We start from the raw sequence: 26496 nt of genomic DNA, 5'->3' as shown, positions 1-26496 counted from the left end.
GGGGTTTAGGGGAGATGTTGTCTAGTAGGTATCAGTTGATTCCTCTGACTGGTATGTGTTAAGACATCGCCTCGGTGTGAATGTGGTTATTTTTATACGTGAAGTCGATACGCGCAACTGTTATGCCAGTTTTGAAGCTATTTTTGTGCATCAAAACTGGCATATCGGGTGTGTTAATCGGTTAAGCAGAATGTGCGATAGTGCGAACTCCTCGAATTTAACGGGGTTTGTAGATTGTAGGTTCGTGAAAATTGGTAGCGTGGAACGCTAGCAACGCTGGCGTCCAATTTTAGAGTTAAAAGTGTGCTCTCAGGTGCGTGAAAGTTGTCAGCGTACAACGCTGACAATGTGTACGCTCGAAAAACCCTCTCAATTCTCACTCATGAGATACGTAGACGTTGTTAGCGCCGAACGCTCACAATGCTCACGTCCATCGTTAAGAGTGATTGGAATCCTCACCCGTTCGTGAACTATGGAACGCAATGCCAAGTCATCTTTCACGAATTACTCAAGCCCCTACACGCCGCAATAATAACCAGATGGAATAAACCAAACCCCGCAAAATCCCAAGAGCCCATAATCGTGCTGGATTTTAGTTCAATCCCATCAATATAAGCAGAACAGTAATTTCAATCACGCTCATAATAATTGAAAAACTATTTGCTGCGCTTGCTTTACCTTCATCTCCATTGCATAAGCCTGTGTATACAGCAGAAACAACGCTCATCGGGGCGAAGGCAACAATCACCAAAGCTTGGCGAATAACTAAATCAAAAGGTAAAACGTAATAGCAGAACAGAGCCAAAATAATCGAAAAAATATGACGCAAACCGAGCAGAGCAAAAATATCTTTCATATACTCACGCTTGAACTCAATGCGAATCATAACGCCTAACATCAACATGGCAATACATGGATTTGCAGCAGCCATAGGGCTAATCAAGGTGTTAACGGCTTCAGGAAGATGCACGCCGAACGTGGTGAGAGTAAACATAACCACATAAGTCATGAGGGGAGTGCTGGTTATCATACGTTGAATAAAAGTTTTCCAATCAAAACCTCGTGAATTTTTAGATAAATACTGCGAGGTAAAAGCGTATGTGCCACCAGTGCAAGCAATGCTGTTACCGGCATCGAACATACTTGCCGTTACTGTTCCTAAAGCAGGAAGAAATGATTGAACGAAGGGTATGCAGAAAGTACCAATATTCATAGCGGGCAGGCACAACATATACAGCGCCTTCGTTGGCGCGCTCTGACGGCGAGTAAGTAGCATGCCGACGACCACCATCACAATATTTGCGCCCAGACCAAGAGCGGCGAGAGCAAGCATAATGCCGCCCGAATGCAAAGTATTCTTATTGAAATTCACAATAATGGCAGCGGGTAAGGTAAAGTTCATCAAAATAGTTTTAAGAGTTTCACTCGAACGCGTTGGTATGAGTTTGAGCGCGTCAAGGAATCGTCCCACGCACAGAATAAGAACGAATGCTGTTGCGTTAAGAAGAACGTGAGACATAACTGCGCCTTTATATTTACGGGTATATCTATAGGGAAATGTACGGGTTTTAGGATACGCCGAGTTATCGAAGACGAGTGCATAGGGTGTGATTCTTCCCCCTGTTGATTGATATCTTGTAATATAAGTCGCGCGTAGCATAAAAGTACCGCGCTGAGGGATGCATAATCAGTGCAACACCCCTGATTGTGTATATTGGGAGAAAGCGTGGTTCGGCTTGGCGATATAACAGCGTTGCTATGTCGTCAAGCTTATGTACGTGTGTTGCTAATGCGCATTTTGTCTGCTTGTACTGTATAATGGTAATTCGTGTGTGCCGCTGGTATGCCTATGTGAAGGTGTGCAGCAGCGGGATATCCCAAAGTTGAAGACGGCTTCTAGTAATAGAAAACCTGAGACAATGGGTCATCGGGCCGGTGGACTGTGGCTGTGAAGACTTTTACCTTAAAGTGGGCAAAAGATTCTTGACGTGCGTGCAGTGTAGCGGTCGCACTGAATAGAAACAAGAATCGGAGAAAACAGTTGCCTACTATTGAACAGCTGGTCCGTAAGGGACGTCAACCAAAGCCAAAGAAGTCCAAGACTTTGGCATTGAAGGGTAGCCCACTGCGTCGCGGTGTGTGCACTCGTGTTTATACAACAACTCCAAAGAAGCCAAACTCTGCACTCCGTAAGGTTGCACGTGTTCGTCTTTCTTCCGGCGTTGAAGTAACCGCCTATATTCCAGGCGAAGGCCACAACTTGCAGGAGCACTCCATTGTGCTCGTTCGCGGTGGTCGTGTTAAGGATCTTCCTGGTGTTCGTTACCACATCGTTCGCGGTGCTCTCGATACTCAGGGTGTAAAGGATCGTAAGCAGGGTCGTTCCCTCTACGGCGCAAAGAAGGCTAAGTAATTATGTCACGTAAAGGACCAGCAAAAAAGCATCAGCTCCTGCCAGATCCAATTTACGGTTCGACAGTTGTAGCTCAGCTCATTAACAAGATTCTCCTCGATGGTAAGAAGTCTTTGGCAGAGGACATCGTTTACTCTGCTCTCGACATCGTTAAGGAGAAGACAGAACAAGAACCAGTAGCAGTACTCAAGCGCGCTTTGGACAACATTCGCCCAAGCCTCGAAGTACGTTCCCGCCGTGTTGGTGGTGCTACCTACCAGGTTCCAGTAGAAGTTAAGCCAGCACGCGCAAACACTTTGACTTTGCGCTGGCTCACAGACTTCTCTCGTCAGCGTCGTGAAAAGACCATGGCAGAGCGCCTGGCAAACGAAATTCTCGATGCAGCTAATGGTCTCGGTGCTTCCGTAAAGCGTCGTGAAGACACCCACAAGATGGCTGAGGCTAACAAGGCCTTCGCTCACTATCGTTGGTAATTTCGTTCATAGACGAGGAAAGTTAGGTAAAAAATGGCACAAGATGTGCTTAAGGACCTCAAGTTTGTTCGTAACATCGGCATTATGGCTCACATTGATGCTGGTAAGACAACAACAACTGAGCGTATCCTCTTCTACACCGGCGTAAATTACAAGATCGGTGAAACCCATGATGGTGCTTCCACTATGGACTGGATGGAGCAGGAGAAGGAACGTGGTATTACCATTACCTCCGCTGCTACCACCTGCTTCTGGAACCGTCAGTCTCACGACACCAAAGACAAGTACCAGATCAACATCATCGATACCCCAGGCCACGTGGACTTTACAGCAGAAGTAGAGCGCTCTCTGCGCGTTCTCGACGGTGCTGTAGCAGTTTTCGATGGTAAGGAAGGTGTGGAACCACAGTCTGAAACCGTATGGCGTCAGGCAGATAAGTACAATGTTCCACGTATCTGCTTCATCAACAAGATGGATAAGCTGGGCGCAAACTTCTACTACTCGGTAGATACCATTAAGGAAAAGCTCGGCGCTAAGCCAATCGTTATGCAGATTCCAATTGGTTCTGAAAACGAGTTCATGGGCGTTATCGACCTCGTACGCATGGTTGCATATGTATGGGATGACGATGCAGATAAGGGTGCTACCTACAAGACTGAAGAAATTCCTGCAGATTTGAAGGACAAGGCAGATGAATACCGTCAGCAGCTCCTCGAAACTGTTGCAGAAACCGATGAAGACTTGATGAACAAGTTCTTTGAAGGTGAGGAAATCACCGAAGGAGAAATCCGTAAGGCTGTTCGCGAGCTTACCGTGAAGTCTGAAGCATACCCTGTATACTGCGGTTCTGCATTCAAGGATAAGGGTGTTCAGCCAATGCTCGATGCAGTGGTTGACTTCTTGCCAGCTCCAAACGATGTTCCTGCAATTAAGGGCTACAATCCATCCGATGAAACCGTTGAGATCGACCGTCATCCAAACGCAGACGAACCATTCTCTGCTCTCGCATTCAAGATTGCAGCTCACCCATTCTACGGTAAGCTCGTATACGTTCGCGTATACTCCGGTTCCGTATCTCAGGGCGACACTGTTCTCAATGCGAACAAGGGCAAGAAGGAACGCGTTGGTAAGCTCTTCCAGATGCACGCTGATAAGGAAAACCCAGTAGAGGCAGCATCTGCAGGTAACATTTATGCTTTCGTTGGTTTGAAGAACATCACCACTGGTGATACTTTGTGCGACGAAAAGAACCCTGTTGTTCTTGAGTCTATGAGCTTCCCAGAGCCTGTAATCCAGGTTGCTGTAGAGCCAAAGACCAAGGCTGATCAGGAAAAGATGGGTATTGCATTGCAGCGCCTGTCTGATGAGGATCCAACCTTCCAGGTAACTACTGATGAAGAATCCGGCCAGACCTTGATTGCAGGTATGGGCGAGCTTCAGCTCGACATCTTGGTTGATCGTATGCGCCGCGAATTCCACGTGGAGTGCAACGTAGGTAACCCACAGGTTTCCTACCGCGAGACCATCAAGAAGCCAGTAATGAACCAGGAATACACGCACAAGAAGCAGACTGGTGGTTCCGGTCAATTCGCAAAGGTATTGATGAACTTCGAGCCACTCGACACTACTCAGGGCGAAACCTACGCATTCGACAACCAGGTTACCGGTGGTCACATTACTAAGGAATTCATTCCTTCTATCGACGCTGGTGTTCAGGAAGCAATGCAGTCTGGTGTACTCGCGGGCTTCCCAGTTGTGGGTGTGAAGGCAACCGTAACCGATGGTCAGGTTCACGACGTTGATTCCTCTGAAATGGCCTTCAAGATTGCAGGTTCCATGGCATTCAAGGAAGCTGCTCCTAAGGCTAACCCAGTAATCCTCGAGCCAATCATGGCTGTTGAGGTTCGTACTCCAGAAGAGTACATGGGTGACGTTATGGGTGATATTAACTCTCGTCGTGGTGCAATCCAGTCTATGGAAGATGCAACTGGCGTAAAGGTTATTAAGGCTAAGGTGCCATTGGCTGAAATGTTCGGCTACATTGGTGACCTTCGTTCCCGCACTCAGGGTCGTGCAGTTTACTCCATGACCATGGATTCTTATGCAGAGGTTCCAAAGACTGTAGCAGAAGAAATCATTAAGGCACAGCGCGGCGAGTAATCGCTTAAGTAGCCTAAACAAGAAGTGGAAGTTCGCGCCGAACTTCCGTGAGAACTTCCACTTCTTGACTGCAAGGTTAAAGTCTTACGGCACACATAAAATCAAGAGTAATTCTAGGTTTAACACGCCGTGGCAGTTGACCTTAAGAAGTAGTAAAATTTAACGAGTGTCTTGTGTCTACAAGGCATAAGACGAAACTCTAGAGACGTCCAGGAGGACACAATATGGCAAAGGCAAAGTTCGAACGTACTAAGCCTCACGTTAACATTGGTACCATTGGTCACGTTGATCACGGTAAGACCACCCTCACTGCAGCAATCTCCAAGACTCTGCATGAGATGTACCCAGATCTGAACCCTGCATACGACTTCGATCAGATCGATTCCGCTCCTGAAGAGAAGGAACGCGGTATTACCATTAACATCGCTCACATCGAGTATGAAACCGACGCTCGCCACTATGCACACGTAGATGCTCCTGGCCACGCTGATTATGTGAAGAACATGATTACCGGTGCTGCTCAGATGGATGGCGCTATCCTCGTAGTAGCTGCTACCGATGGTCCTATGGCACAGACTCGCGAACACGTTTTGCTCGCAAAGCAGGTTGGTGTGCCAAAGCTTCTCGTAGCTTTGAACAAGTGCGATATGGTTGAAGATGAAGAGCTCATCGAGCTCGTTGAAGAAGAAGTTCGCGATTTGCTCGACGAAAACGGTTTCGACCGCGATTGCCCAGTAATCCGTACTTCTGCTTACGGTGCCCTTCACGATGACGCTCCAGATCACGAGAAGTGGGCCCAGACCGTTAAGGATTTGATGAACGCTGTTGACGAGTACATCCCAACTCCAGTTCACGATCTCGACAAGCCATTCTTGATGCCTATCGAAGACGTATTCACCATTTCCGGTCGTGGTACCGTAGTAACCGGTCGTGTAGAGCGCGGTCGTCTTGCTATCAACTCCCCAGTGGAAATCGTTGGTCTTCGCCCAACTAGCTCCACCACTTGCACCTCCATCGAGACCTTCCACAAGCAGATGGACGAAGCAGAAGCTGGTGACAACACCGGTCTTCTCCTCCGTGGTGTTGGTCGTGAAGATGTAGAGCGCGGTCAGGTTGTTGCTGCACCAGGCTCCATCACTCCTCACACCAAGTTCGAAGCTGAGGTATACGTTTTGACTAAGGATGAAGGTGGCCGTCACTCGCCATTCTTCTCCAACTACCGTCCACAGTTCTACCTGCGTACTACTGACGTAACTGGCGTTATCACCTTGCCAGAAGGCGTTGAGATGGTACAGCCTGGCGATCACGCAACCTTCGGCGTTGAGCTCATTCAGCCAATCGCTATGGAAGAAGGTTTGACCTTCGCAGTTCGTGAAGGTGGCCGCACCGTAGGTTCCGGTCGTATCACCAAGATCGTAGAGTAGTTTGAACTAAACTAACTCAGATTAGGTTAGACTGATTAAGTTCCCAAGGTTTCAAAAGCCTTGGGAACTTTTTTGTTTTGTGCTGTTGTGGTGTCGCGTTTTTACGGCTTATAGGGCTGACTGATTTGGGGATTCTGGTGGCTTGTGGTGGCTTGCGGGAAAGGACGTGTTCGGCATGTCATAATCTGGCTCTTCGGACTCAGCGGGGGCGGGGCTAGGGGAGAGTGTTACCCAGTAGGTTCCAGTTGATTCCTCAGGATGTTATCTGTCAAGGCATCGTTGCGACGTGAATGTGTTCGTCTTTATATGAGAAGTCGATATGCGCTACCGTTATGCCAGTTTTGATGCACAAAATGGCTTCAAAACTGGCATAACAAGTGTATTAATCGGTTAAGCAGAATGCGTGAGAGTAACTGCTCTTCGGATTTAACGCAGCTTGAAGGTTGGCTGTTAGGAACAGCTGCTAGTCACAAACTTACAACCCTGCTAAAATCCGAAAACCCCACTAAGTCCAATGAACCACCCCACCTCAATAACGGTATACGCGCATGCGCAATATCCACGAAATGAGCGTGTATATCGCAGTTTCCCCCCAAAAATCTTTCAGGCAATCAGTGCTATATGAGGAAGAGAGAGTTAGCATTCTAATCGAGGTATAACTCAGATAATTGAGGAGCACCCAAGGCAAAAGCTCGTAACAGATGAGAACGTACCCGCAGCGCAATAGCGTTCTGTAACGAAGCAGATGCTTGGCTTGCTAGAGACGCAGAACTATGAGAAGCGGAATCTTCATCTAAAGAGCGTAACTGTGTGAGCGCAGTGTCCAGCTCAAGGGAAGCAGTAAGAGGCATACTGAGTCCTGTTGCTCCATCCTGACCGGAATACTGAACTAACTGGCAAGCATTATAAATGCGTTCACGCGAATCCTTATATGATGTGGACTGTTTCTGTGCATGGACTGCAAAAATATCGCTAGCTTGAGAAGCGGAAAGAGCATACGAGCCAGCATTCTCAACACTTGAGTCACGTGTAGCAATCACTTCATACGAAAAACGTAGCCGATCTTCTGCCTGAGCTAATGCTTGATAGCTACGTGAACTTAAGACATTAATCGACAGTGTTGATTCCTCGGATAACGCCGTCTGAGCGGTTGTTTGATCCTGTGCGGCTTGTGCAAGAACACCTGATTCGTCTAGACCAGAGGAGAGCACCGCTAAAGCACTATACATAATACCTTCGGCATAGCGTGAAGGACATTCTAAAGCAACCTTCATCCAAGCGTCAGCACTCAAAGATGCAGCAACCTGTGTAAAAGAGGGGAGTAACGCTGAGTGTTGATGAGCTTGTAAATTTTTTGCTGTGACGTAGGAAGCGTCGCACGATGATGATGAACTGACTGATTCGGTTGATTGAGCTGCAAAGGATGGATATGCAATACTGGCGCACGATAAGCTCAGGGCATATCCAGCGATAAGAGCTGTTACGCGAGAGACTGCAGATGAATGCTGTGCTTTCATACTCTCTTTTCCCTCTCAGCAGAGCGTATACTTTTAAAGTCTATATTCCTCGTTAGAATAATACTTCACTTAGACCGTAAGCGCATGACACGCATGTGCATTGTATAACTTCATATAGGAGGTCTCCACTATGGAACTTGATTTGTCGCAGTTACATCGAATCGCAGCAGAACAGGGAATTGAAGCGGAAACCTTAGATGAGGCATTAGCTCAAGCATTGAAGTTGGCATATTCTAAAACACCGAACGCTGCAAAGCATGCTCGTGTAGAACTCGATGAACGCGCTGGTTCCTTTACCATCTGGGCGCAGGATGAGATTCCAGTAGAACCAACAGAAGAAGATCCTCGCCCACGTCCTGAATTAGGAGAACCTTACGACGATACTCCACAAGATTTTGGTCGTGTAGCTGCTGCAACAGCTGCGCAAGTGATTACGGGACTTTTCCGTAAAGCTGCTGACGATAAGATTTTTGGTGCTTTCTCAGGTCAGAAAGGCCAGATTATTAACGGTATTATTCAGCAGAACTCACGCGATCCGCAGAATATTCATGTGGCAGTGGGAGATGTAGAGGCTATTTTGCCACGTCGTGAACAAGTTCCTGGTGAAGTGTACCGTCACGGTGAGCGCATTCGCGTGTACGTAGTGAACGTTGCACGCGGATTAAAGGGACCAGAAATTATTGTGTCTCGTTCTCATCCAGAGCTGGTTCGCCGTCTTTTCGAGCGTGAAGTTCCTGAACTTGCATCGGGAGCAGTATCCATTATGTCTATTGCTCGAGAAGCAGGCGCTCGTACGAAGATTGCTGTGCGAGCAAATACTCCAGGAATCAATCCTAAGGGTTCTTTGATTGGTCCAAGTGGTAACCGTGTACGCTCGGTTATGGAAAACTTGGGTGATGAGAAGATTGATATTGTGGATTGGTCCAATGATCCAGCCAAGTTTATTGCCGCCGCTCTTTCTCCTGCACACGCAACATCTGTGCGTGTAGTCAGCGAGAAGAATCAAACAGCTATTGCTCTTATTAAGGAAGATCAGCTTTCTTTGGCTATTGGTAAAGAAGGCCAGAACGCTCGTTTGGCTGCAAAATTAACAGGTTGGAAGATTGGTATTGAATCTGTGGAATCTCAGGCTGTGCGCAGTGAAGTATCTGAGGAAACAGAAGAAGATAATTCTGCTGCCTCAAGCGCTGAATAAAAGCGTGAGAGTACGAGAGTCAATCCAATAAAATACCTAATTTATACACGCGAAGAGTAGTGGTTTTCATCCATGACTATCAGTATGATTGATAGAGCTTGTGATAGAAAATCACTACTGTGAGACGAGGTAATACGATCATGGTCACGTTACGATGAGACAGGATACGTTAACCCTACTCATATAGGCGCTGCGAGCAAGTTACACGCGGCGCTGATGTAAAGGAGAAATTGTGCCTAAAGCACGCGTATACGAACTTGCAAAACAATTTGGTGTAGACAGCAAAACCGTTCTTGCGAAGCTCAAGGATATGGGAGAGTTTGTTAAGTCTGCATCTTCTACCGTAGAAGCGCCAGTTGTGCGTAAATTAACGGCTACTTTTGGTGACGCTCATAGCGCGCAGCCAGCAGATACTGCTTCACCACAAGCCTCAGGTAAGGCTACTGCTCAGCCAACAGCGAAGGCTCATAAAGCTGAAAAAGCTCAAGCAGATAAGGCTCCACAAGCCAAGAAAACAGAGAATACTGAAACAGAGAAGACCGCTAAGGCTCCATCTCCACGTGCAGCAGTGGCTCGTGCTGCTATGTCTTCTGTGAATCCAGCGGCAAATAAGGCGGCTGCAGCAGGCGAGAAAGCAGCTGCACAATCCTCTCAGAAAGCTGCTGCTAAGCCAGCTCGCAAGAAGAGTGAAACTGCATCAGCTAAGAATGCAGCAACTGCGGTCACTTCATCTAATTCAACTGCAGCTGCAACGCCTTCCGCTCCTTCAGCAGCTACTCCTACTTCAGCTGCTCAGTCAGCAAAGAGTGCAGAACATGCTGCGCCGGGCATTCCAAAGCCTTGCAGTCGCGCTAATGGAACACCACGTCCAGGCAATAACCCATTTATGAGCAAACAGCGCATGGGCTCAACTCCAACTCCAGGCGATATTCCACGTCCACACCCAATGAGTCGCCCAGGTGCGAATGCTGAAGGCGGTCAAGGTGGTAATGGCGAACGTCGTGGTCGTGGTGGTCGTCCAGGTCAGGGTCAAGGCGGCAACCGCAATGGTCACGGCGGTGATCGTCGTGGTCGCGGTTCTCGCCCAAGCGCCCCACGCCCAGGTCAGTCCCAAGGCGCGGGTTCGCAAAACTCCCGTGGTGGTAACGGCGGCTCCAAGTGGGGCAATCGCCCATCGCCAAGCAACGCTGGTGCCGGTAACGGCGGCTCCCGTGGGGGCGGTGGCAATCGTTTCGGTGGCGGTGCAGCCCACAACAACGGTCCAGCACCATCGAACGGTCCAGCTCGTGGCGGTCGCGGTCGCGGCGGCGCTGCAGGCGCATTCGGCCGTCAGGGCGCTAAGTCGTCTAAGTCTCGTAAGGCAGCATTACGCAATAAGCGCCAGGAGTCCGAAGAACTGAAAGCACCAGTTATCGGTGGTGTACGTATTCCATCCGGTAACGGTCAAATTGTTCAGTTGCCACAGGGCGCAACCTTGTCTGATTTGGGCGAAAAGATTAATGTAAGCGCAGCAAGCTTGGTCACTGTGCTGTTCCACCTCGGTGAAATGGCCACAGCAACCCAGTCTCTCGACGCTGACACTTTCGCAGTTCTCGGTGAAGAAATCGGTTGGAATATTAAGATCGTATCCGCCGAAGAAGAAGACCGAGCACTCTTGCAGCAGTTCGACATCGATTTGGATGCCGAAATCGACGAAGACAAGCTTGTTCCTCGTCCACCAGTGGTTACTGTTATGGGTCACGTTGATCACGGTAAGACTCGCTTGCTCGACACCATTCGTAAGACGAATGTTATTAAGTCTGAGGCCGGCGGCATTACCCAGCGTATTGGTGCTTACCAGATTCACGTGAGCCTCAACGATATTGATCGCCGCATTACCTTCTTGGATACTCCAGGTCACGAAGCCTTCACCGCTATGCGTGCTCGAGGTGCTGAGTTAACTGACGTGGCAATTTTGGTTGTTGCAGCAGATGACGGCGTAATGCCTCAGACTGTTGAAGCTATTAACCACGCTCAGGCAGCTCATGTTCCAGTTGTTGTAGCTGTGAACAAGATTGATGTGGACGGCGCTAACCCAGACAAGGTACGCGGTCAGCTCACTGAATTCGGATTAGTTCCAGAAGAATACGGTGGAGACACCATGTTCGTGGATATTTCCGCAAAGCAGGGCTTGAATATTGACAAGCTGCTTGAAGCTGTTCTGCTGACTGCAGATGCTACCTTGGATTTGCGTGCTGATCCTGAAGCTGATGCTCGCGGTGCAACCGTTGAAGCTCGCTTGGATAAGGGTCGCGGTGCCGTAGCAACTGTTCTGGTGCAGCAGGGTACTTTGCGCGTGGGCGATTCTATTGTGGCTGGTAAGTCTTACGGTCGTGTGCGTGCATTGCTCGATGAAAATGGTAATAACCTGCAAGAAGCAGATCCATCACGTCCAGTAGCAGTGCTCGGTTTGACCTCTGTGCCAACAGCAGGAGACCTCTTCCTCGTAGCTTCTGACGACCGTACAGCTCGCCAGATTGCTGAAAAGCGTGAAGCTTCCGAACGTGCAGCACAGCTTGCTCGCCGTCATAAGGTGGTCTCCTTGGAGAACCTTAAGGAGCAGTTCGCTAAGTCTGAAGTTGATATGCTCAACGTTATTATTAAGGGTGACTCCTCTGGTTCTGTGGAAGCTCTGGAAGAATCCTTAATGAAGATTGAGGTAAGCGACGAAGTAGGTATTCAGGTTATTCACCGCGGTGTGGGTGCTATTACCCAGAATGATGTGAACCTGGCAACTGTCGATAAGGCTGTTATTATTGGCTTCAACGTGCGTCCATCTCGCCAAGTTGGTGATTTGGCTGAGCGCGAAGGCGTAGACGTACGTTACTACTCCGTTATTTACAAGGCGATTGAAGAGATTGAATCCTCGCTTAAGGGCATGCTCAAGCCTGAGTATGAAGAAGTTGTTACTTCCCACAGCGAGATTCGCGAAATCTTCCGCTCGTCCAAGTTCGGTAACATTGCTGGTGTAAAGGTCGAAGACGGTACCGTAAAGCGCGGCACCAAGGCTCGCATTATGCGCGATGGTGTCGTAACCTTTAACGACCTCGAGATTTCCACCTTGCGTCGCTTTAAGGATGACGTTACCGAGGTTACCGAGGGCTACGAAGCAGGTATTAACCTCGGAAGCTTCAATGATATTCAGATTGGCGATATTATTGAAACCTTCGAGATGCAAGAGATTGCACGCAGCTAGGTTTGATGATGATAGGCTGATGCATGCAGCCTAGGCACGAAGGCAGTCGATATGGAACGACTGCCTTTTGTGCTGAAAAGATAGGGAACAGGACTGATTATGGCAGGAACAAATCCTCGCGCAGTACGCATTGCTGGGCTTATCCAGCGCGTTGTTGCGAATGCCTTGGAAAAAGATATTCATGATCCTCGTTTACGCGGCGTAACGATTACCGAAGTACGCGTTACAAACGATATGCAGCAGGCTCGCATCTTCTGGACCATTTATGGCGATAAAGGCCGCGAAGAAGGACAAAAGAAACGTGCCGCTCAAGCTTTGAAACAAGCTCAAGGTCATTTACGCTCTAAAGTAGGACGTACAGCAGGTTTGCGTTTAACTCCGCAACTTTTCTTTGTTTTTGACGCTTTACAAGGTCATGCGGCACAAGTAGATGATGTGCTTGTTGTGGCTCGAAAGCGTGACGAAGAGCTGGCTCGTTTGCGTGAGAACGCGCAGTACGCTGGTGAAGCAGACCCATATAAGCATAAAGAAGAGGCTGCAGATAGTTACGATGAGAGCGATGATTTTACGCTTGACTTTGGTGATGACTTTGATGATGACGAAGATTTCGATCTGACCATCATTATGGATGACGATGAGTAGTGGCGTCCTGATTGTCGACAAGCCGCAGGGTGTAACCAGTCATGATGTGGTTGCAGCCTGTCGATCCCTTCTGCACACCTCGAAGGTAGGGCACGCGGGAACGCTCGATCCGATGGCTACAGGCGTACTCGTTATTGGTTTCGGCTCGGCTACCCGTTTGCTCAACTCGATTGTGGGAACAGATAAAACTTATATGACGACTATTCGCCTCGGTCTGCGCTCAACAACAGACGATGCAGACGGAGAGCTTATCTATCCTGATAATCAAGAAGAAGTAAGCCAGCGCTTAACTGAGCTGACGCGCGAAAAAATCGTTTCCACAATCAACGAGCAGCTCGTTGGTCAGATAAAACAGGTGCCGAGCACTTTCTCGGCCAAGAAAATCAACGGTCAGCGTGCCTACAATCTTGCGCGTAGCGGTGAGGATGTGCAGCTGAAAGCACAAGATATTACTATCAGCAGTTTCGATGTACTCGATGTACGCCATGCCGAAGCGGCGTTCGTGGACGTGGATGCGCGCGTTACCTGTTCAGCGGGCACTTATATCCGTGCTCTCGGCCGCGATCTGGGCAAACTGCTCGGTGTAGGCGGATACTTAACGATGCTGCGGCGCGAACGTGTCGGGAACTTTAATGCAGACGACGCTATGGCGATTAAGTTTAGCGCGGTCGAGCGTGTGTTTACTGATCGCGATGGAGTAGAGCAGCGCCGAATGAAAGCCGTGTATCCGGACGGTTTACGCGATAACCAGGAAGCGCTGAGTGCTCACATTATTACGCCGTTCCAAGCAGCGGCAGCAACCCTGCCGATGATTGAACTGAGCGATGAGCAAGCGGTCGCTATTAGTTTCGGGCGACCGTTGGAGCTGAGTATTCCGCATGCGGTGGCGGCATCGTATAAAACGCATCTGATGGCGTTGCTGGAACCGTGGAAGAAGCATGTGTGCAAGCCGTCAACAGTTTTTATAACGTCTCGTGAACTTGCAACTCTTATTCAGGAAGGTTAAATAATGGACATTATTCATCTCGAACCGAATAGCGACGGGGTTGTTGAATGGCCAACTTTGAGCGACGAGAAGCGCGCTGTGGTGACCATTGGTAATTTTGATGGTGTGCACAAGGGGCATCAGGCGGTGCTTAACCGTGCGCGTGCCTTGGCTGAGCAGTATGACGTGCCAAGCGTAGCGATTACTTTCGATCCGCGTCCAAGCGTTGTACACAGCTACGCGGTCTCGCATGACGGCGAGCAGTTGGCCGAATATGCGGACGAGCTTGCTGTGATGAGCTTGAACCATCGTCTCGAGCTGATCGAGCAGGCAGGGTTTGATTATGCTCTCGTTGTGCGTTATACGCTTGAGTTTGCGGCGCGCACGTATATTTTCTTCCTCGGTCAGCTTGTGGGCAAGCTCGGTATGAGAACTCTTGTGCTCGGCATGGACGCAACGATGGGAAAGGGTCGCGAAGGTAATATCGGTGCGATTGCTAAGTTGAGTGCTGCAACCGGCGTTTTCGAGCTGGATGTTGTTGATGACTGCGGTCCGTCTGGTGTATTCGTGCCACGGACGTTGGAATATGCGGTACCACAAAACGATGGCGAGCCGCATAATCCGATGACTGGCATGACCAAAGCTGAGCTGCGCGCATGGACAAAAAAGCATAACAGTGTGGCAACGCGTGCCTATAGTTCCTCGATGATTCGCTTTTTACTGGCTCGCGGATGCATGCACGATGCAGCAGAAATTTTGGGTCGTCCGCACAGCATTGACGCAGTAGTGGAGCATGGGGCAGCTCGCGGACGTGGGTTGGGATTCCCAACAGCTAACTGTGGTCAGATCGATGGGTTCGTGCCGGTTGACGGTGTGTATGCTGGCTATGTGACGGTGCTAGGGGAGGATGGCGCTTCTCGCGAGCATTACGCTGCTGCTATTTCTGTGGGGACGAACAGCACTTTCTCTGAGACCTCACGCAGCGTGGAAGCCTATTGTGTAGATGTTCCTGACTCTGAGTTTAATCTGTATGATGCGCGTGTACGTGTGGAATTTACTGACTATCTGCGTCCAATGCGCACCTTCGAGTCTGCAGATGCATTGGTGGAGCAGATGGCCCGTGACGTGGAGCGTGTGCGCGGGTTGAACGTGTAGGGTCACAATATTGTACTAAAAGATTAATTCACCTCGTACTACAAGAAATCACCAAAAGATTTGGCTTGTTTGTGTAGTACGAGGTGAATTAATACCGCGTGCAATTGAGGAAGAATTCATGCGCGAAACACCGCGATTTTCCTTAGGTTTTGCGTTTAACCAAAAACGGGTATATGCTACTGGAGTATAAGAATTTCAATGTGGAATATCGTGGGTTGGAGCAGATAGGAAAGAAGAAGCGCCAACCGAGAATTTCAATTGACACTCAACACAAAGGAGTTTCACGTGAGTGAATTGAAAGAGAAGAAAGGCCTCGACACCGGCGGTAAGTCGATTGTGTCTTTGATGGTTGCTTTGCTGGTCGCTATTTTCGCCTTCCAGCTCAACGCGTCCATGCTCTCCCCAGCATTAACAACAATGGAGCACGAGCTTAACACGAGCGCTGCTTCCATCGCATTAACTCAGACTATCTTCTTTACCGCAGCTGCATTGTTCTCCCTGTTCCTGCCTCGTATGGCTGATTTAATGGGCCGCAAGAAGGTTCTGCTTGGTATGCTCGCAGCCACCACGATTGGTTGCGCTATTTCTGCTTTGGCTCCAAACGTCACTTTCCTTATGATTGGTCGTATCTTCCAGGGTGCTGCAGGTCCTATCGTTCCAATGTGTTTGATTATGTTGCATCAGCGCGTTACTGAGGACAAGCAGTACACCAAGCTCATGGCTATCCTCACCTCGGTAAACGGCGGTATCGCAGGCGTTGACGCTCTGCTCGGTGGCTGGCTCGCAGGTAACTGGGGCTTCCGCGCTGTCTTCTGGGTTATGGCCATTATTGCGGCTGCAGCAATTATCCTCGTCTTCCTCTTTGCTGAGGAAAGCACTGCTGCAGAAACTCCAGCTATGGACTGGCTGGGCGCTATCTTCCTTGTTGTGGCAATGGGTACGCTTATTACCGCGATTAACGAGATGCAGAAGCTCGCTGCTGCTAACTGGACGTATGCCATTATTTTGATTGTTATTTCTGCTGCTTCCTTTATTGCTTTCTGGCAGACAGAGAAGCGCAAGAAAGATCCAATGGTCTCCACCTTCTATATGAAGCAGCGCCGCACCTGGGGTCTGCTTATTACCACCACTTTGACCATGACCGGTGTATTCGCAGTGATGAACGGTATCGTTCCAGCTATTGCTCAAGATCCTAAGTTTGGTACCGGTTTGGGTGCCGATGTTGTATCCTTCGCAACGCTGACTCCATACGCTCTGATTGGTTTGGCTTTCGGCCCAGTTGCTGGTATTTTGGCTTCCAAGTTCGGCTACTTGAAGGTTTTGCGCGGCGGTATGATTGTTACCCTCGCAGGCGTAGCGCTCGGCTTCTTTGTGGCAGGTCATGCGAATGTATGGGGCTTGGTTCTCGTATCTGTTATCCTCGGTTTCAGCTATGCCGGTACAGTAAATATTATGCTCAATGGTTTGGGTATTGTGCTTTCTCCAAAGGATAACGAAGGTTACTTGCCAGGTTTGAACGCTGGCGCCTTCAACTTGGGTGCAGGTTTGAGCTACGTTGCTCTCTACGCAGCGCAGAACGTCGTCTCTCAGGCGAGCGGCGTAACTGCAGGTTACACCGCTGCTATGATGACCGGTTTGATTCTGGTTGTGCTCGGCTTTGCAGCGTCGTTCTTAATTCCTCGTCCAGGTAGCAACGAGTAAGATAACCTAATAGTTATGGCGTATGAGTGTCGACTCATACGCCATTTTTTATACGTATTTACTGCCTTCACGCACAGATAGAGCGCTTAAATCAGGATGGGAAGAAATAAAGTTGCGCACCCAATCAGGATCCGTTTTGGAATAATCGCGCAAAGCCCAACCGATAGCTTTATTAATAAAGAATTCAGTGCTCTTGAGGTTCGCCTCGATAATTTCGGTGAGGAGAGCTGTATCTGTATTCTCTTTACGTCCGAGCTGATGTTCAATCGCGCAGCGACGAATCCATATGTTCTCATCTGTAGCCCAGTAACGCATCAGCTCAGCAACACGCTCATCGCGTAGGCCTACCGAACCAACCACTTTGCACAGCACATCAATGCTATCCCACCAGGATTTCGTTTCGACCAGCTGTCGAATGCGCAAGTCAAGGTCGTCAAACTCAACGAAACGGTTCATACGTACGAGGTAATCGAGAGCGCAGTACTGAAACTCACGATGCGGATCAGCCCAGCATAAATCAATAAAACCCCAATCAATCAGCTTCTTTTTCTTCTCCTCGCGCAAAAAATCAGTGTACAGTTTCTTGCGCTCTGGTGAAGCGATGCCATAGAAAGCGAACTGGTCGCGCATGTAATGGCTCATCTGCTCGGCTCTTGCGGTATCAGCGTGAACCTCGAAAACCGAGCGAATCTGATCGAAAGGGGTCATGAGTTTTAGAGGTTTCTAAAGTAGCTAAAGAACTCCTGTGTTTGCGGGTTCGTGGATTCCTCCATAACTTTGCGCGGGGTGCCGTCCTCAATAATGTGGCCGTCACGCAGCAGTACAATGCGGTCGGCTGCCTGGTGAGCGAAACTCATTTCGTGCGTAGCCATCAAAATCGTGGTGCCCTGCTGCTTGAGCTCCATAACCATCTCGAGAACCTCGCCTACGAGCATCGGATCGAGAGCCGAGGTAATCTCGTCGAGTAAAAGCAGTTCCGGGTCGGTCATAAGCGAGCGAACAATCGCCACACGCTGCTGCTGACCACCCGAGAGGCGATCGGGGTACGAATTCGCCTTATCTGCCATGCCAATACGCTCGAGCAGCTCCGTGGCCTTCTCCACGCTTTCGACCTTATCGCGCTTCAACACGTGGGTGGAGGCCAAAATAATGTTCTCTATAACAGTCATGTGTGGGAACAGGTTGAACTGTTGGAAAACCACGCCAATGCGTGAACGAATGGCATTCTCATTTTCGCGAGGGTCGGTAATATCCGTATCGCCGAGCCAAATCTGGCCATCATTCACACGTTCAAGCAGGTTCACACACTTCATGAGCGTAGACTTACCCGAACCGGACGGACCAAGTAGCGCCACAACTTCGTGCTCGTGCACGTCGAAACTAATGTGGTCGAGAATAAGGTTCGTGCCATACGCTTTCGTTACGCCATCGAGGCGCAAAACAGCTTTAGATTCTGTAGCAGTCTGAGCAGTCATTAAACAATCCCTCCGTTGAGTTCGCGCTTACGCAGGCGAGCGGCGTACCAATCATTGAGCAGAATAAACGGAACGCTCATGCAGATAAAGCAGACAGACGCGGTAATATACGGCGTAAAGTTGTAGGTTTGCGCCTGCATAATCTGAGCGGAACGAATCGCATCCACCGCACCCAGGGTGGAGATTAAACCGACGTCTTTTTGCATGGAAATAAAATCGTTCATCAGCGCTGGAGCAACCTTGCGCAAAGCCTGAGGAATAACCACCATACGAATGGTCTGTAAGTTTGTTAAGCCCAAAGAGCGGGCAGCAGCGCGCTGAGACGGATGCACATCGTTAAAGCCGGCGCGCAAAACCTCGGCTATATACGCTGAATAGCTCAACACAACAGCCACTGTGCCCAACACCGTAGGCGAAATGCGGGTGGTGACCAAACCTGGAACACCGAAACCAATTAAATACAGCACAACGAGCATAGGAATACCGCGCATCACCGTGGTATAGAAGGCGGCAATCCAACGCAGTGGCAGCATAACAGCGCTACGGCTGGTGCGTAACAAAGCTAAAAGCGTGCCGAAAACAGCCACGCCAATCACGGCGAAGAACAGCACCTGAATGTTTAACAGTAAGCCTTGGCCTACAACGGGTAGCGACTTAACAAAATACTCCCAGTTAAAGAAGGTGAACTTTACGCGTTCCCAGCCAGGGGAGTAGTGCAAGGAGGTGGCAATAACCGCAATAAGCACAATAGCGCTCACAATACTGGTTATAACCGATTTAAGACTTTCGGATTTGCGATATTTCTCGCGTTCGAACTCTACAGCACTTACTGTAGATGGATCAAATGTAGCCATGAATGTCTCTTTTACAGTGGTTCGCACAATGCGTGCGCAGTGGGTGAGTGAAGGGACGATAGTAATTATACAAAAAATGCAGAAAGCGGCACGTCATACAACCATGCCATGCCGCTCTCTCTATCTCTGTAAGCTTTTAACTTTCGCTAACCGCCAACTACTTCAACACAGTCAGCGTGGTGTATGCAGACAGCCACTTGTCTTGCAGCTGCTTCAAAGTGCCGTTCTCCTGCAAGGTGTTAATAGCCTTGGTTACCTTAGCGGTGAGCTTGGAGCCCTTAGGCAAGAGAATACCCATGCCTTCCTTATCCTCAGAATCGGCAATCTGACCCAAAACCTTACCAGTCTTGCCAGCCTGACCAGACTCCACCATGTTCACAGCAGTTGGAGTATCTACCACGAGAACATCAATCTGACCAGAAGACAAAGCAGCCACAGCATCATCGTTGTTGTTATACAACTTGATGTCGTCCTTAATCTTTGCCTTAGCCTGCTCATAAGAGGTGGTGCCGGTCATAGAACCAATCACAGCATCCTTCAAATCAGCTAAAGAAGTGGCATTAGCAAACTTATTATCGGACTGAACAACCATAGCCTGGGTAGTGTTGTAGTAGCTAGGGGAGAAGTCCACAGCTTTCTTGCGGTCTTCAGTAATTGAGAACTGCTGGATGTTCATATCCCAGTCCTTAGCGCCTGGAGCAATAGCGGAATCAAAGGTGGAACGAGTCCACTTCACATCACTATCCTTGTAGCCCAATTCCTTAGCTACAGCATAAATCACTGCAGCTTCATAACCTTCACCTGATTCAGGCTTGTTGTTCAATACCCATGGAGTGTATGCAGGTTCACCGGTTGCAACAGTGAGTTTTCCATCGGTAACAGTTTCAGAAGCGCTATTGTTTTGAACGCCTGTAGAACCGCATGCAGCAGCAAAAGCCAAAACAGTAGCGGTAACGCCAGCAACAAGAGCTCGACCAAAATTCTTTGTATTCAACATGCGGAACTCCATTTTCTCTCAAAAAATCTGCTGTCTAATCGTATCGAAAACCCTAGTACAAGTACAAGCAGGTTGAAGAAGTTTTATAACCACTTTTCACAGGTGTGTGTATAACGAAAGACAAGTATTTTCAATACTTTTATACTGGTTTCTATGAGTGATATTAACGGTGGCTATAACGAGCAATCAGTAAAATCTAACCCCTTCGGTTTTGGTAATCCTAATGAGGCATATTCTCAATATTTCACAGGTGAGTCTTTTCTGAAGGCTCTCGTACCTGCTCAGGCAAATATTGACTGGTCTATGGCACAGGTCAGTTTTGAGCCGGGCTGCATTAATCATTGGTATGCGCATACAACGGGCTATCAGGTCTTGCTGTGTACTGCGGGACAAGGATGGGTACAGGAAGAGGGCAAGCCTGCTGTGCGCTTACAGCCGGGAGATGTTTATGTTATTGCTCAGGGCGTAAAACATTGGCATGGTGCTGCTCAAGGCAGTTGGTTCTCCCATATTGCTATTACGGCTGGTGAGACTGAGTGGTTCGAGCCAGTTAATACAGACGATTACGCTGCGTTGAGTAAGTTGAATAAATAAGGTAAAAGGAAAGAGCACGACACATATGCGTGGGATAAAACAAACAGCAGGGCGTGACCGTCTCGGACAATTTGCACCAGATTTTGCTCAGCTAAACGATGACGTACTTTTTGGACAGATTTGGGCAGACGAAAGTCTCGACCTGAAAACGCGAAGCACTATAGTTATCTGTGTTTTTATGGGACGCGGATTAGTAGATGACTCGCTGCGCTATCATCTTGAGACAGCTAAAAAGAACGGCATTACCCGCGAGGAAATATCTGCCATTATTACCCAGGCCGCCTTTTATGCAGGCTGGCCTGTGGCATGGGCAGTTTTTTCTATGGCACAGGATGTATGGTCAGACGCCGACCAGCCCAATTCTTAATGAGCCATTGATCGTGGGAAGAAATAATGAGCGTTCCTTCCCACGATTGCATAGCTGCTTCCAAGGATTCAATCGTATCGAGATTGAGATAGTTCGTCGGCTCATCGATAAGCAGTACTGCAGGCGCGCTCGCAAGAGCCAAAGCTAGTTGAGCGCGACGCTTGTTTCCATCCGATAGATCTTTGATTCCGACGGACCAATATTGCGGATGTAAGAAACCTTTACCCGCTTGACCAATACCGTTCGTCCACACCTGCTCAGTTATGAGCTCATCAACCGGTTGCGGTAAAGATTGAGGGACGAAAGCCGATGATTGAGCATTAAGACCATCACGAGCATGAATACTGCTCATGAGCGTTGACTTTCCTGAACCATTTGGATCGGTAAGGAGCAGATGATCGCCTGCGTTCATGCTAAAAGAGACAGGAGCTAAACGCTTAGTAATGCTAAAATTACGAGCTGATACGATAACTCCGCTTAAACGCTGAGTTGGGCGAGGCAAAACAATAGATAAGCCTTCATAACGGGGTTTACGGATTTCTGATGCAGCAAGTGCTTCGAGACGACGATCATCATCACTTTTGCGTCTGGCTGAAACAGTTTGAGCGCGGTCCGCAAAAAACTTCGTAGAAATACCTTGCTCAGACTTTGAATTGTAGTTCTTATTCGTTACTTGTTCAGAAGCGCGACGATGAGCAGTTAGTTTACTGCGTTGCGCTTCCTGTTGCTCATGAAGTTTTATATGCGTAGCTTTGGCATCTTCTTTTGCGCGCATGTAATCGCTGTATGCTCCGTTACAACGCACAATACCATTCGCATCGTCGTTATTGAGGTAAATCTGGAACGGGCCAGTATCTAAATCAAGCACAGCTGTGGAGATACGTTCAATAAAATCACGATCATGACTGGTAAAGAGTACCGCACCTGGTCATGAACTTACCGTTTCGATAAGAAATTCGCGTGTTTGAGCATCGATATGATTCGTTGGTTCGTCTAAGATGAGTGCTTCGGGACGTTGGAGCAGAATAGCCGCCATTTCAGCGCGAGCCTGCTGACCAGGAGAAAGCGACAGCATAGGTCGTGAAAAATCCAGCATATCGAGCTGTAAACCGTGAGCAATATCGCTTATGCGAGCTTCGAGAGACCACGAATCACGCTGTGTTAACTGAGCCAGCACATCATCGTAGGTGGACGATAGCTCAGCATTGCTCGGATTATCTGCCAGTTGCATCGTTACGGTATTAAACGCATCGAGAAGATGACGGTCGTATGCGGTGGCAGCAGTAAAAAGATTGTTAATCGTTACTGCTGAATCTCCTACATTGTGTCACTCTGGACCCGATACAGTGCCTGCATCTGGCTCTAATTTATGGCGGATAATACGAACGGTGTTGTTTTGCCAGCGCCATTAGGTCCAACAATGCATAAGCGGTCACGGTCTTCACACGTGAAAGAAATATTATTGAGAATTACGCGCGATGAGTAGGAAAAACTCACATGGTTGCACGAAATTATTGACATGTATCTTCCTCGGTAATAACGGTAAAACCGTCAAAAGTAAATCCAGGGCTAACTACACACGACACTAAAGCATCTGATTTTGTTGGCAGCGTGCGTTGCCATTGTCCAGCGCGAACAAGACATTGTGCAGCAGCTCCATAAGCGTTATTTTCGCGAACAGATAAAACAGTGCGCGTAGTTTGTGCTTTAAGCTCATCGGCGCTTAAGCTACGCGGATCTACATCGCACACTTCTAATTCAATCTCTGCAGGACCATGCCACAGCCACAGTTCATCAGCATCAACTAAATGCCAATCACTAAAATCGCCCTCGGGTAGCAAAAAATAAATAAGAGAAGCCAGAGGGCGAGCAGAATCAGCATATTCTAAAGGACTTTGCCATGTGCGCTTATACCAGCCACCTTCAGGATGAGCGCTTAAATCTAAATGAGCAATCATATTGCGAGCATACTGGCTCAGCGGTGGCGTAATAGCAGCATGAACAGCTTCAACTGGATTGAGATTGACCATAGCGCGCTCCTTCGTATGTTATTCAGCGAAAACGTTATCGTTATACGCAACACGTCCTGCTATAACTGTAGCGCGATTTGTTCCTGCACCTTCACGCACAATGCGCTCGAGCGTGTTTTCGTAGGCAGCGTCGGAACTGAGATTCACAGGAATATCAAGGAAAGCTAAATCAGCCATAGCACCAGCATTAATTTGACCAATGCGTTGAGAACCCACATTAAGTCCCATAACTTCTGCTCCGCCAAGAGTCATCATGCGAATAAGGCGATGACTTAAATCGCTACGATTATAGCCTTGCTCACGCGCCAAATCGTATAGAACAGCCACATCGTCGAGAACGTCAAGACTTGGGGAAGAGGAGAGGGAATCGGTGCCCACAGAGACAAGATTTCCTTCGCGAAGATAGTCAGCTACTGGAGCATCCTTTTGCGTGCATGTAATCCGATTACTGCGTGGACACAGCGCAACTCCTACGCCACGCTGACGCAAAATGCGGCGATCTTCGGCATTGGCATAGACTCCATGCGCAATATGAATATCAGGTCCCAGACTGCCAAGCTGATCGACGAACTGAATAGCAGAAACATGCGCACCGGTGGACTTCAACTGTGGATAACTATCCCAATGATGAGAACGCCAGGAACGCTCTACAGGGGAGTAGAGCTGATCAGAATTATCATCTGCAGCTTCACTTGGTGTTTCTCCCAAATGAATATGCAAACGCATACCCATACCACGGGCAATATCGGGCAAATCCAAAAACGGAGCCGAATCCAAAGAATACGGGGCATGCGGACTAATCCCCAGCTCGGCAACGTCTTGCTGCGAGGCTTGCACTAATTGATCACGCAACCATTCAGGTCCTAGACTTCGCCACTTTTCGTTTTCCCAGCCCATCACTTCCCAATAGGTAATGCCATGCATTCCCTGGGAGTGTAATGCGCCAGCCGCTTCTAAATCAGTAGCAATATCTGCGGCAGCCGTCGTACCATAACGCACGAGCTGACGTGCTCCCTCATGTGCCCACTGTCTCCATGGCTTGTGCAGGCTATCATCATCGTAAATGGTGTCGAAAGCGTCGCTCCACTCTTGAAAATTGTTATACGTGCCTTCTCCCACAGAAGCCATACCGGTGTATTGCAAATGCGTATGGGCATTGACTAAACCAGGCAAAAGGACACCATCAAAATGATGTTCCACAATCCGATGGGCACGAAGTGGGCCTTCAGATAAAGCCTCAAGCACCCAAGAGCGAGTACCCACATGTACTACGCGACCCTGGTATACAGCAACTGATCCGCCAGGCAAAGCTGGAGCAGTTACGGGTAAGACGAGGGAAGCTGAATAGACAACAACAGTACTTAAGTCGTTCATAAAGTGCCCTCGTTTCTATGTAGCATTGTGCGTAGTTTTATGTGGGGTGTGGAGTGAGTGTGCAACGGTTTGAGGAAACTTAGTTGCGTCCTCACCCTTGCTTGCGCTCTCGCACTTGCTTGCGTCCTCACCCTTGCTTGCGCTCGCTCACAACCCTCGCTCGCGACCGCCCTCACGCCCGCTAGTGTTCCGCGCCCTCACGCTGCAAACCATCGCTAAAGCGCGTGCGCGTCCAGTCTGTTTCCGTCTCGCTAGGCTCATCAATCTGAGCACCGCGGGCGTACAGAGCAGAACGAGCAATCGTCTCATCAATAGTCGTATCCATGCGAATTACGCGTGCACCTAATTCCCCATGATTCTCTGCAAGCATCTGCACTGCGTTAAGCTGCACAGCAAAACTCAAATCCATAATCTCAATCGGATTTCCGCCGCTAACCGTGTAATTCATACCATCACCGCTTGCAAGCAGTAAAGCAGTAGAATCATTACCTAAGTCAAGCGGAGTAACAGGCACAGACGGAGCGATATGCTGATGCGTCAGCGCGGTTAAATCATCCAAAGCAATCTCATTAGAGATTCCTCCAATAACGCCCACAACAGTGCCATCGCTCAAGGACTGTAAAGTTTCTAAATCAATAGTATGAACAGCGCCCGTAGCACTAATCACACAGTTGCAGCTACGCACAGCCTCAGCCAGCGGCATAATCTCGAAGCCCTCATACTGAGCGGTAAGAGCGGCCGTAGCGTTACGCTCAACAATCACCACACGATAACCCAGCGTGCGCATACGACGCGCAAAACCGCGGCCAACCGGGCCGAAACCAATCACAGCAACGCCCGTATTGCGCTCAACGTAGCTGTCTCCCATAATCGACAAGAAAGTAGTAACGCAGGATTCACCTGTACCATGCACATTATCAAAACCTGTTTTAAGCATGGAATCATTAGAAGCAATAACTGGGAAGGTGAGCGCTCCATCTTTCTCCATCGCTTCAAAAGCGCGGATGCCCGAAGTGGTTTCCTCAGCTACGCCCTTAATATTTTTCATCAGTTCAGGACGCTCAAGCTGAGCCAGACGTGCAAAACTTGCTCCGTCATCGATAATAATTGTTGGCTTTAATTCATCGAGCAAAGCTAAAGCTGCTTCATGCTCCTGAACAGGAGTCCAATTTTCATTCGCGAAAACGCGAATACTGTGCAAAGACAACTCGTTTGCAATATCTTGATTAACCTCAGCAGCAGTAGCATAAATTGCCACATCCGCTCCTGCTTCCTGAAGTTCTAACGCTAAAACAGCAGTTTTCGGCTCGATAATAAGGCTGATAGCAATGCGCTCACCGCGAAGAATACCTGATTTTTTCAGTTCATCCGACAAATAGCTCACCACAGGCATACCTGCACGGGCGCGATCAATATTTTCCTGCGCGGTTAAAGGTTGAGCAAAAGACATACCAGTTTGCGAATACGCCATGCTCGTTCCATCAACCTGTGCATATGTTGAGTGAAGAATAATAGGGCAGGAGGTGCTTTCGGCTTCGTCATGGACAAGGCGGAGACCCCATTCGGCTGCTGCCACCTCAAAATTATCTGGTTGCACTTCCTGAAAATCTGATGCGACGAATACGCGCGTTCCGGCAAGAGAACGATTCGTAGCCTGAGAAATAGTGCGAACAATAGACGCGAATTGAAGAGTTTGCATACCTATCCTTTTCATTTCCAGCTTTCCATTGTACAGACAGCTGTATGCATAAACTGGAAATGGGCTGGGAAGAACGTAGAAAATTCGTGAATAATTGGGGTATACGTGAGATTTTTCACTATTTAGAGGGGGCTTTCTTGATGTTTCACTTGATACTTTTCTTGATACTTTGCAGTTTTCTTGACGCGCTTTTGACATGTTTTTTC

General features: G+C 48.7%; 24 protein-coding genes. 12 read left to right on the top strand and 12 right to left on the bottom strand.

The window, feature by feature from the left end; all coding sequences use genetic code 11:
- Positions 1-592: 592 nt before the first annotated feature.
- Positions 593-1519 (bottom strand): AEC family transporter, encoded by a 927-nt coding sequence (locus G464_RS0102410; protein WP_022856585.1) that lies wholly within the window; start codon positions 1517-1519, stop codon positions 593-595.
- 522 nt (positions 1520-2041) lie between these two features.
- Between G464_RS0102410 and rpsL the strand changes: the two genes are divergently transcribed.
- From rpsL to tuf, 4 genes are all read left to right on the top strand, one after another.
- Complete coding sequence (gene rpsL / locus G464_RS0102405; protein WP_018143131.1) at positions 2042-2413, top strand: 30S ribosomal protein S12; 372 nt, start codon at positions 2042-2044, stop codon at positions 2411-2413.
- A gap of 2 nt (positions 2414-2415) precedes the next feature.
- A complete protein-coding gene (gene rpsG / locus G464_RS0102400; protein ID WP_021617915.1) occupies positions 2416-2886 on the top strand; it encodes a 30S ribosomal protein S7 in 471 nt (156 codons plus the stop codon).
- Between the two features lie 33 nt (positions 2887-2919).
- Positions 2920-5046: an elongation factor G gene (gene fusA / locus G464_RS0102395; protein ID WP_021617916.1), complete on the top strand. Its 2127-nt coding sequence runs from the start codon at positions 2920-2922 to the stop codon at positions 5044-5046.
- Positions 5047-5270: 224 nt separating this feature from the next.
- The gene (gene tuf / locus G464_RS0102390; RefSeq protein WP_021617917.1) at positions 5271-6470 is read left to right on the top strand and encodes an elongation factor Tu; all 1200 of its coding nucleotides are present in this window, start codon (positions 5271-5273) and stop codon (positions 6468-6470) included.
- Between the two features lie 644 nt (positions 6471-7114).
- Here the strand turns inward: tuf and G464_RS0102385 are convergent.
- Complete coding sequence (locus G464_RS0102385) at positions 7115-7987, bottom strand: hypothetical protein (RefSeq protein WP_022856584.1); 873 nt, start codon at positions 7985-7987, stop codon at positions 7115-7117.
- Positions 7988-8117: 130 nt separating this feature from the next.
- Here G464_RS0102385 and nusA point away from each other — a divergent pair, with 130 nt between their 5' ends.
- The 6 genes from nusA (at position 8118) to uriT (ending at position 16900) form a co-directional block, all read left to right on the top strand.
- The gene (gene nusA, locus G464_RS0102380; protein ID WP_022856583.1) at positions 8118-9182 is read left to right on the top strand and encodes a transcription termination factor NusA; all 1065 of its coding nucleotides are present in this window, start codon (positions 8118-8120) and stop codon (positions 9180-9182) included.
- A 232-nt stretch (positions 9183-9414) separates the two neighbouring features.
- Complete coding sequence (gene infB, locus G464_RS0102375) at positions 9415-12417, top strand: translation initiation factor IF-2 (RefSeq protein ID WP_022856582.1); 3003 nt, start codon at positions 9415-9417, stop codon at positions 12415-12417.
- Between the two features lie 99 nt (positions 12418-12516).
- On the top strand, positions 12517-13059 hold the full coding sequence (gene rbfA, locus G464_RS0102370; protein WP_021617921.1) for a 30S ribosome-binding factor RbfA: 543 nt from the start codon (positions 12517-12519) through the stop codon (positions 13057-13059).
- Positions 13046-14065 carry a tRNA pseudouridine(55) synthase TruB gene (truB, locus tag G464_RS0102365; RefSeq protein WP_026472546.1) on the top strand — a complete coding sequence of 340 codons (1020 nt, stop codon included), beginning with the start codon at positions 13046-13048 and terminating at the stop codon, positions 14063-14065. The genes rbfA and truB overlap by 14 nt, the downstream gene beginning before the upstream one ends.
- Before the next feature lie 3 nt (positions 14066-14068).
- Positions 14069-15199, top strand: coding sequence for a bifunctional riboflavin kinase/FMN adenylyltransferase (ribF, locus tag G464_RS0102360; RefSeq protein WP_022856580.1), 1131 nt, complete (start codon positions 14069-14071; stop codon positions 15197-15199).
- Positions 15200-15484: 285 nt separating this feature from the next.
- Positions 15485-16900: a uridine transporter UriT gene (gene uriT / locus G464_RS0102355; protein ID WP_022856579.1), complete on the top strand. Its 1416-nt coding sequence runs from the start codon at positions 15485-15487 to the stop codon at positions 16898-16900.
- Between the two features lie 48 nt (positions 16901-16948).
- Here uriT and G464_RS0102350 read toward each other — a convergent pair whose 3' ends face one another.
- From G464_RS0102350 to G464_RS0102335, 4 genes are all read right to left on the bottom strand, one after another.
- Complete coding sequence (locus G464_RS0102350; RefSeq protein WP_022856578.1) at positions 16949-17608, bottom strand: DNA alkylation repair protein; 660 nt, start codon at positions 17606-17608, stop codon at positions 16949-16951.
- Between the two features lie 5 nt (positions 17609-17613).
- Entirely contained in the window at positions 17614-18375 is a 762-nt protein-coding gene (locus tag G464_RS0102345; protein ID WP_021617927.1) for an amino acid ABC transporter ATP-binding protein, read from the bottom strand.
- Positions 18375-19229, bottom strand: a complete 855-nt coding sequence (locus G464_RS0102340) for an amino acid ABC transporter permease (protein WP_022856577.1) — start codon at positions 19227-19229, stop codon at positions 18375-18377. The genes G464_RS0102345 and G464_RS0102340 overlap by 1 nt, the downstream gene beginning before the upstream one ends.
- A gap of 157 nt (positions 19230-19386) precedes the next feature.
- On the bottom strand, positions 19387-20226 hold the full coding sequence (locus tag G464_RS0102335) for an ABC transporter substrate-binding protein (RefSeq protein WP_022856576.1): 840 nt from the start codon (positions 20224-20226) through the stop codon (positions 19387-19389).
- A 153-nt stretch (positions 20227-20379) separates the two neighbouring features.
- Between G464_RS0102335 and G464_RS0102330 the strand changes: the two genes are divergently transcribed.
- Both G464_RS0102330 and G464_RS0102325 read left to right on the top strand, forming a co-directional pair.
- A complete protein-coding gene (locus G464_RS0102330) occupies positions 20380-20820 on the top strand; it encodes a cupin domain-containing protein (RefSeq protein ID WP_021617930.1) in 441 nt (146 codons plus the stop codon).
- Positions 20821-20845: 25 nt separating this feature from the next.
- Positions 20846-21187 carry a carboxymuconolactone decarboxylase family protein gene (locus G464_RS0102325; protein ID WP_022856575.1) on the top strand — a complete coding sequence of 114 codons (342 nt, stop codon included), beginning with the start codon at positions 20846-20848 and terminating at the stop codon, positions 21185-21187.
- Here G464_RS0102325 and G464_RS09875 read toward each other — a convergent pair.
- The 6 genes from G464_RS09875 to G464_RS0102305 form a co-directional block, all read right to left on the bottom strand.
- Entirely contained in the window at positions 21141-22055 is a 915-nt protein-coding gene (locus tag G464_RS09875; RefSeq protein WP_021617931.1) for an ATP-binding cassette domain-containing protein, read from the bottom strand. The two genes, G464_RS0102325 and G464_RS09875, sit on opposite strands and share 47 nt — an antisense overlap.
- 60 nt (positions 22056-22115) lie before the next feature.
- Entirely contained in the window at positions 22116-22418 is a 303-nt protein-coding gene (locus G464_RS09870) for an ATP-binding cassette domain-containing protein (RefSeq protein WP_080651122.1), read from the bottom strand.
- Between the two features lie 131 nt (positions 22419-22549).
- Positions 22550-22708: an ATP-binding cassette domain-containing protein gene (locus tag G464_RS10470; protein WP_143739574.1), complete on the bottom strand. Its 159-nt coding sequence runs from the start codon at positions 22706-22708 to the stop codon at positions 22550-22552.
- Entirely contained in the window at positions 22699-23217 is a 519-nt protein-coding gene (locus tag G464_RS0102315; protein ID WP_021617933.1) for a cupin domain-containing protein, read from the bottom strand. Before G464_RS0102315 ends, G464_RS10470 begins: the two co-directional genes overlap by 10 nt.
- 18 nt (positions 23218-23235) lie before the next feature.
- A complete protein-coding gene (locus G464_RS0102310; RefSeq protein WP_022856574.1) occupies positions 23236-24591 on the bottom strand; it encodes an amidohydrolase family protein in 1356 nt (451 codons plus the stop codon).
- A 181-nt stretch (positions 24592-24772) separates the two neighbouring features.
- On the bottom strand, positions 24773-26290 hold the full coding sequence (locus G464_RS0102305) for an adenosylhomocysteinase (RefSeq protein ID WP_022856573.1): 1518 nt from the start codon (positions 26288-26290) through the stop codon (positions 24773-24775).
- Between the last annotated feature and the right edge of the window lie 206 nt (positions 26291-26496).

This window comes from Alloscardovia omnicolens DSM 21503, from assembly GCF_000420505.1.
Lineage (GTDB): Bacteria > Actinomycetota > Actinomycetes > Actinomycetales > Bifidobacteriaceae > Alloscardovia > Alloscardovia omnicolens.
Note: the sequence above shows the minus strand (reverse complement) of the source record. Positions and strands in the feature narration are given on the sequence as shown.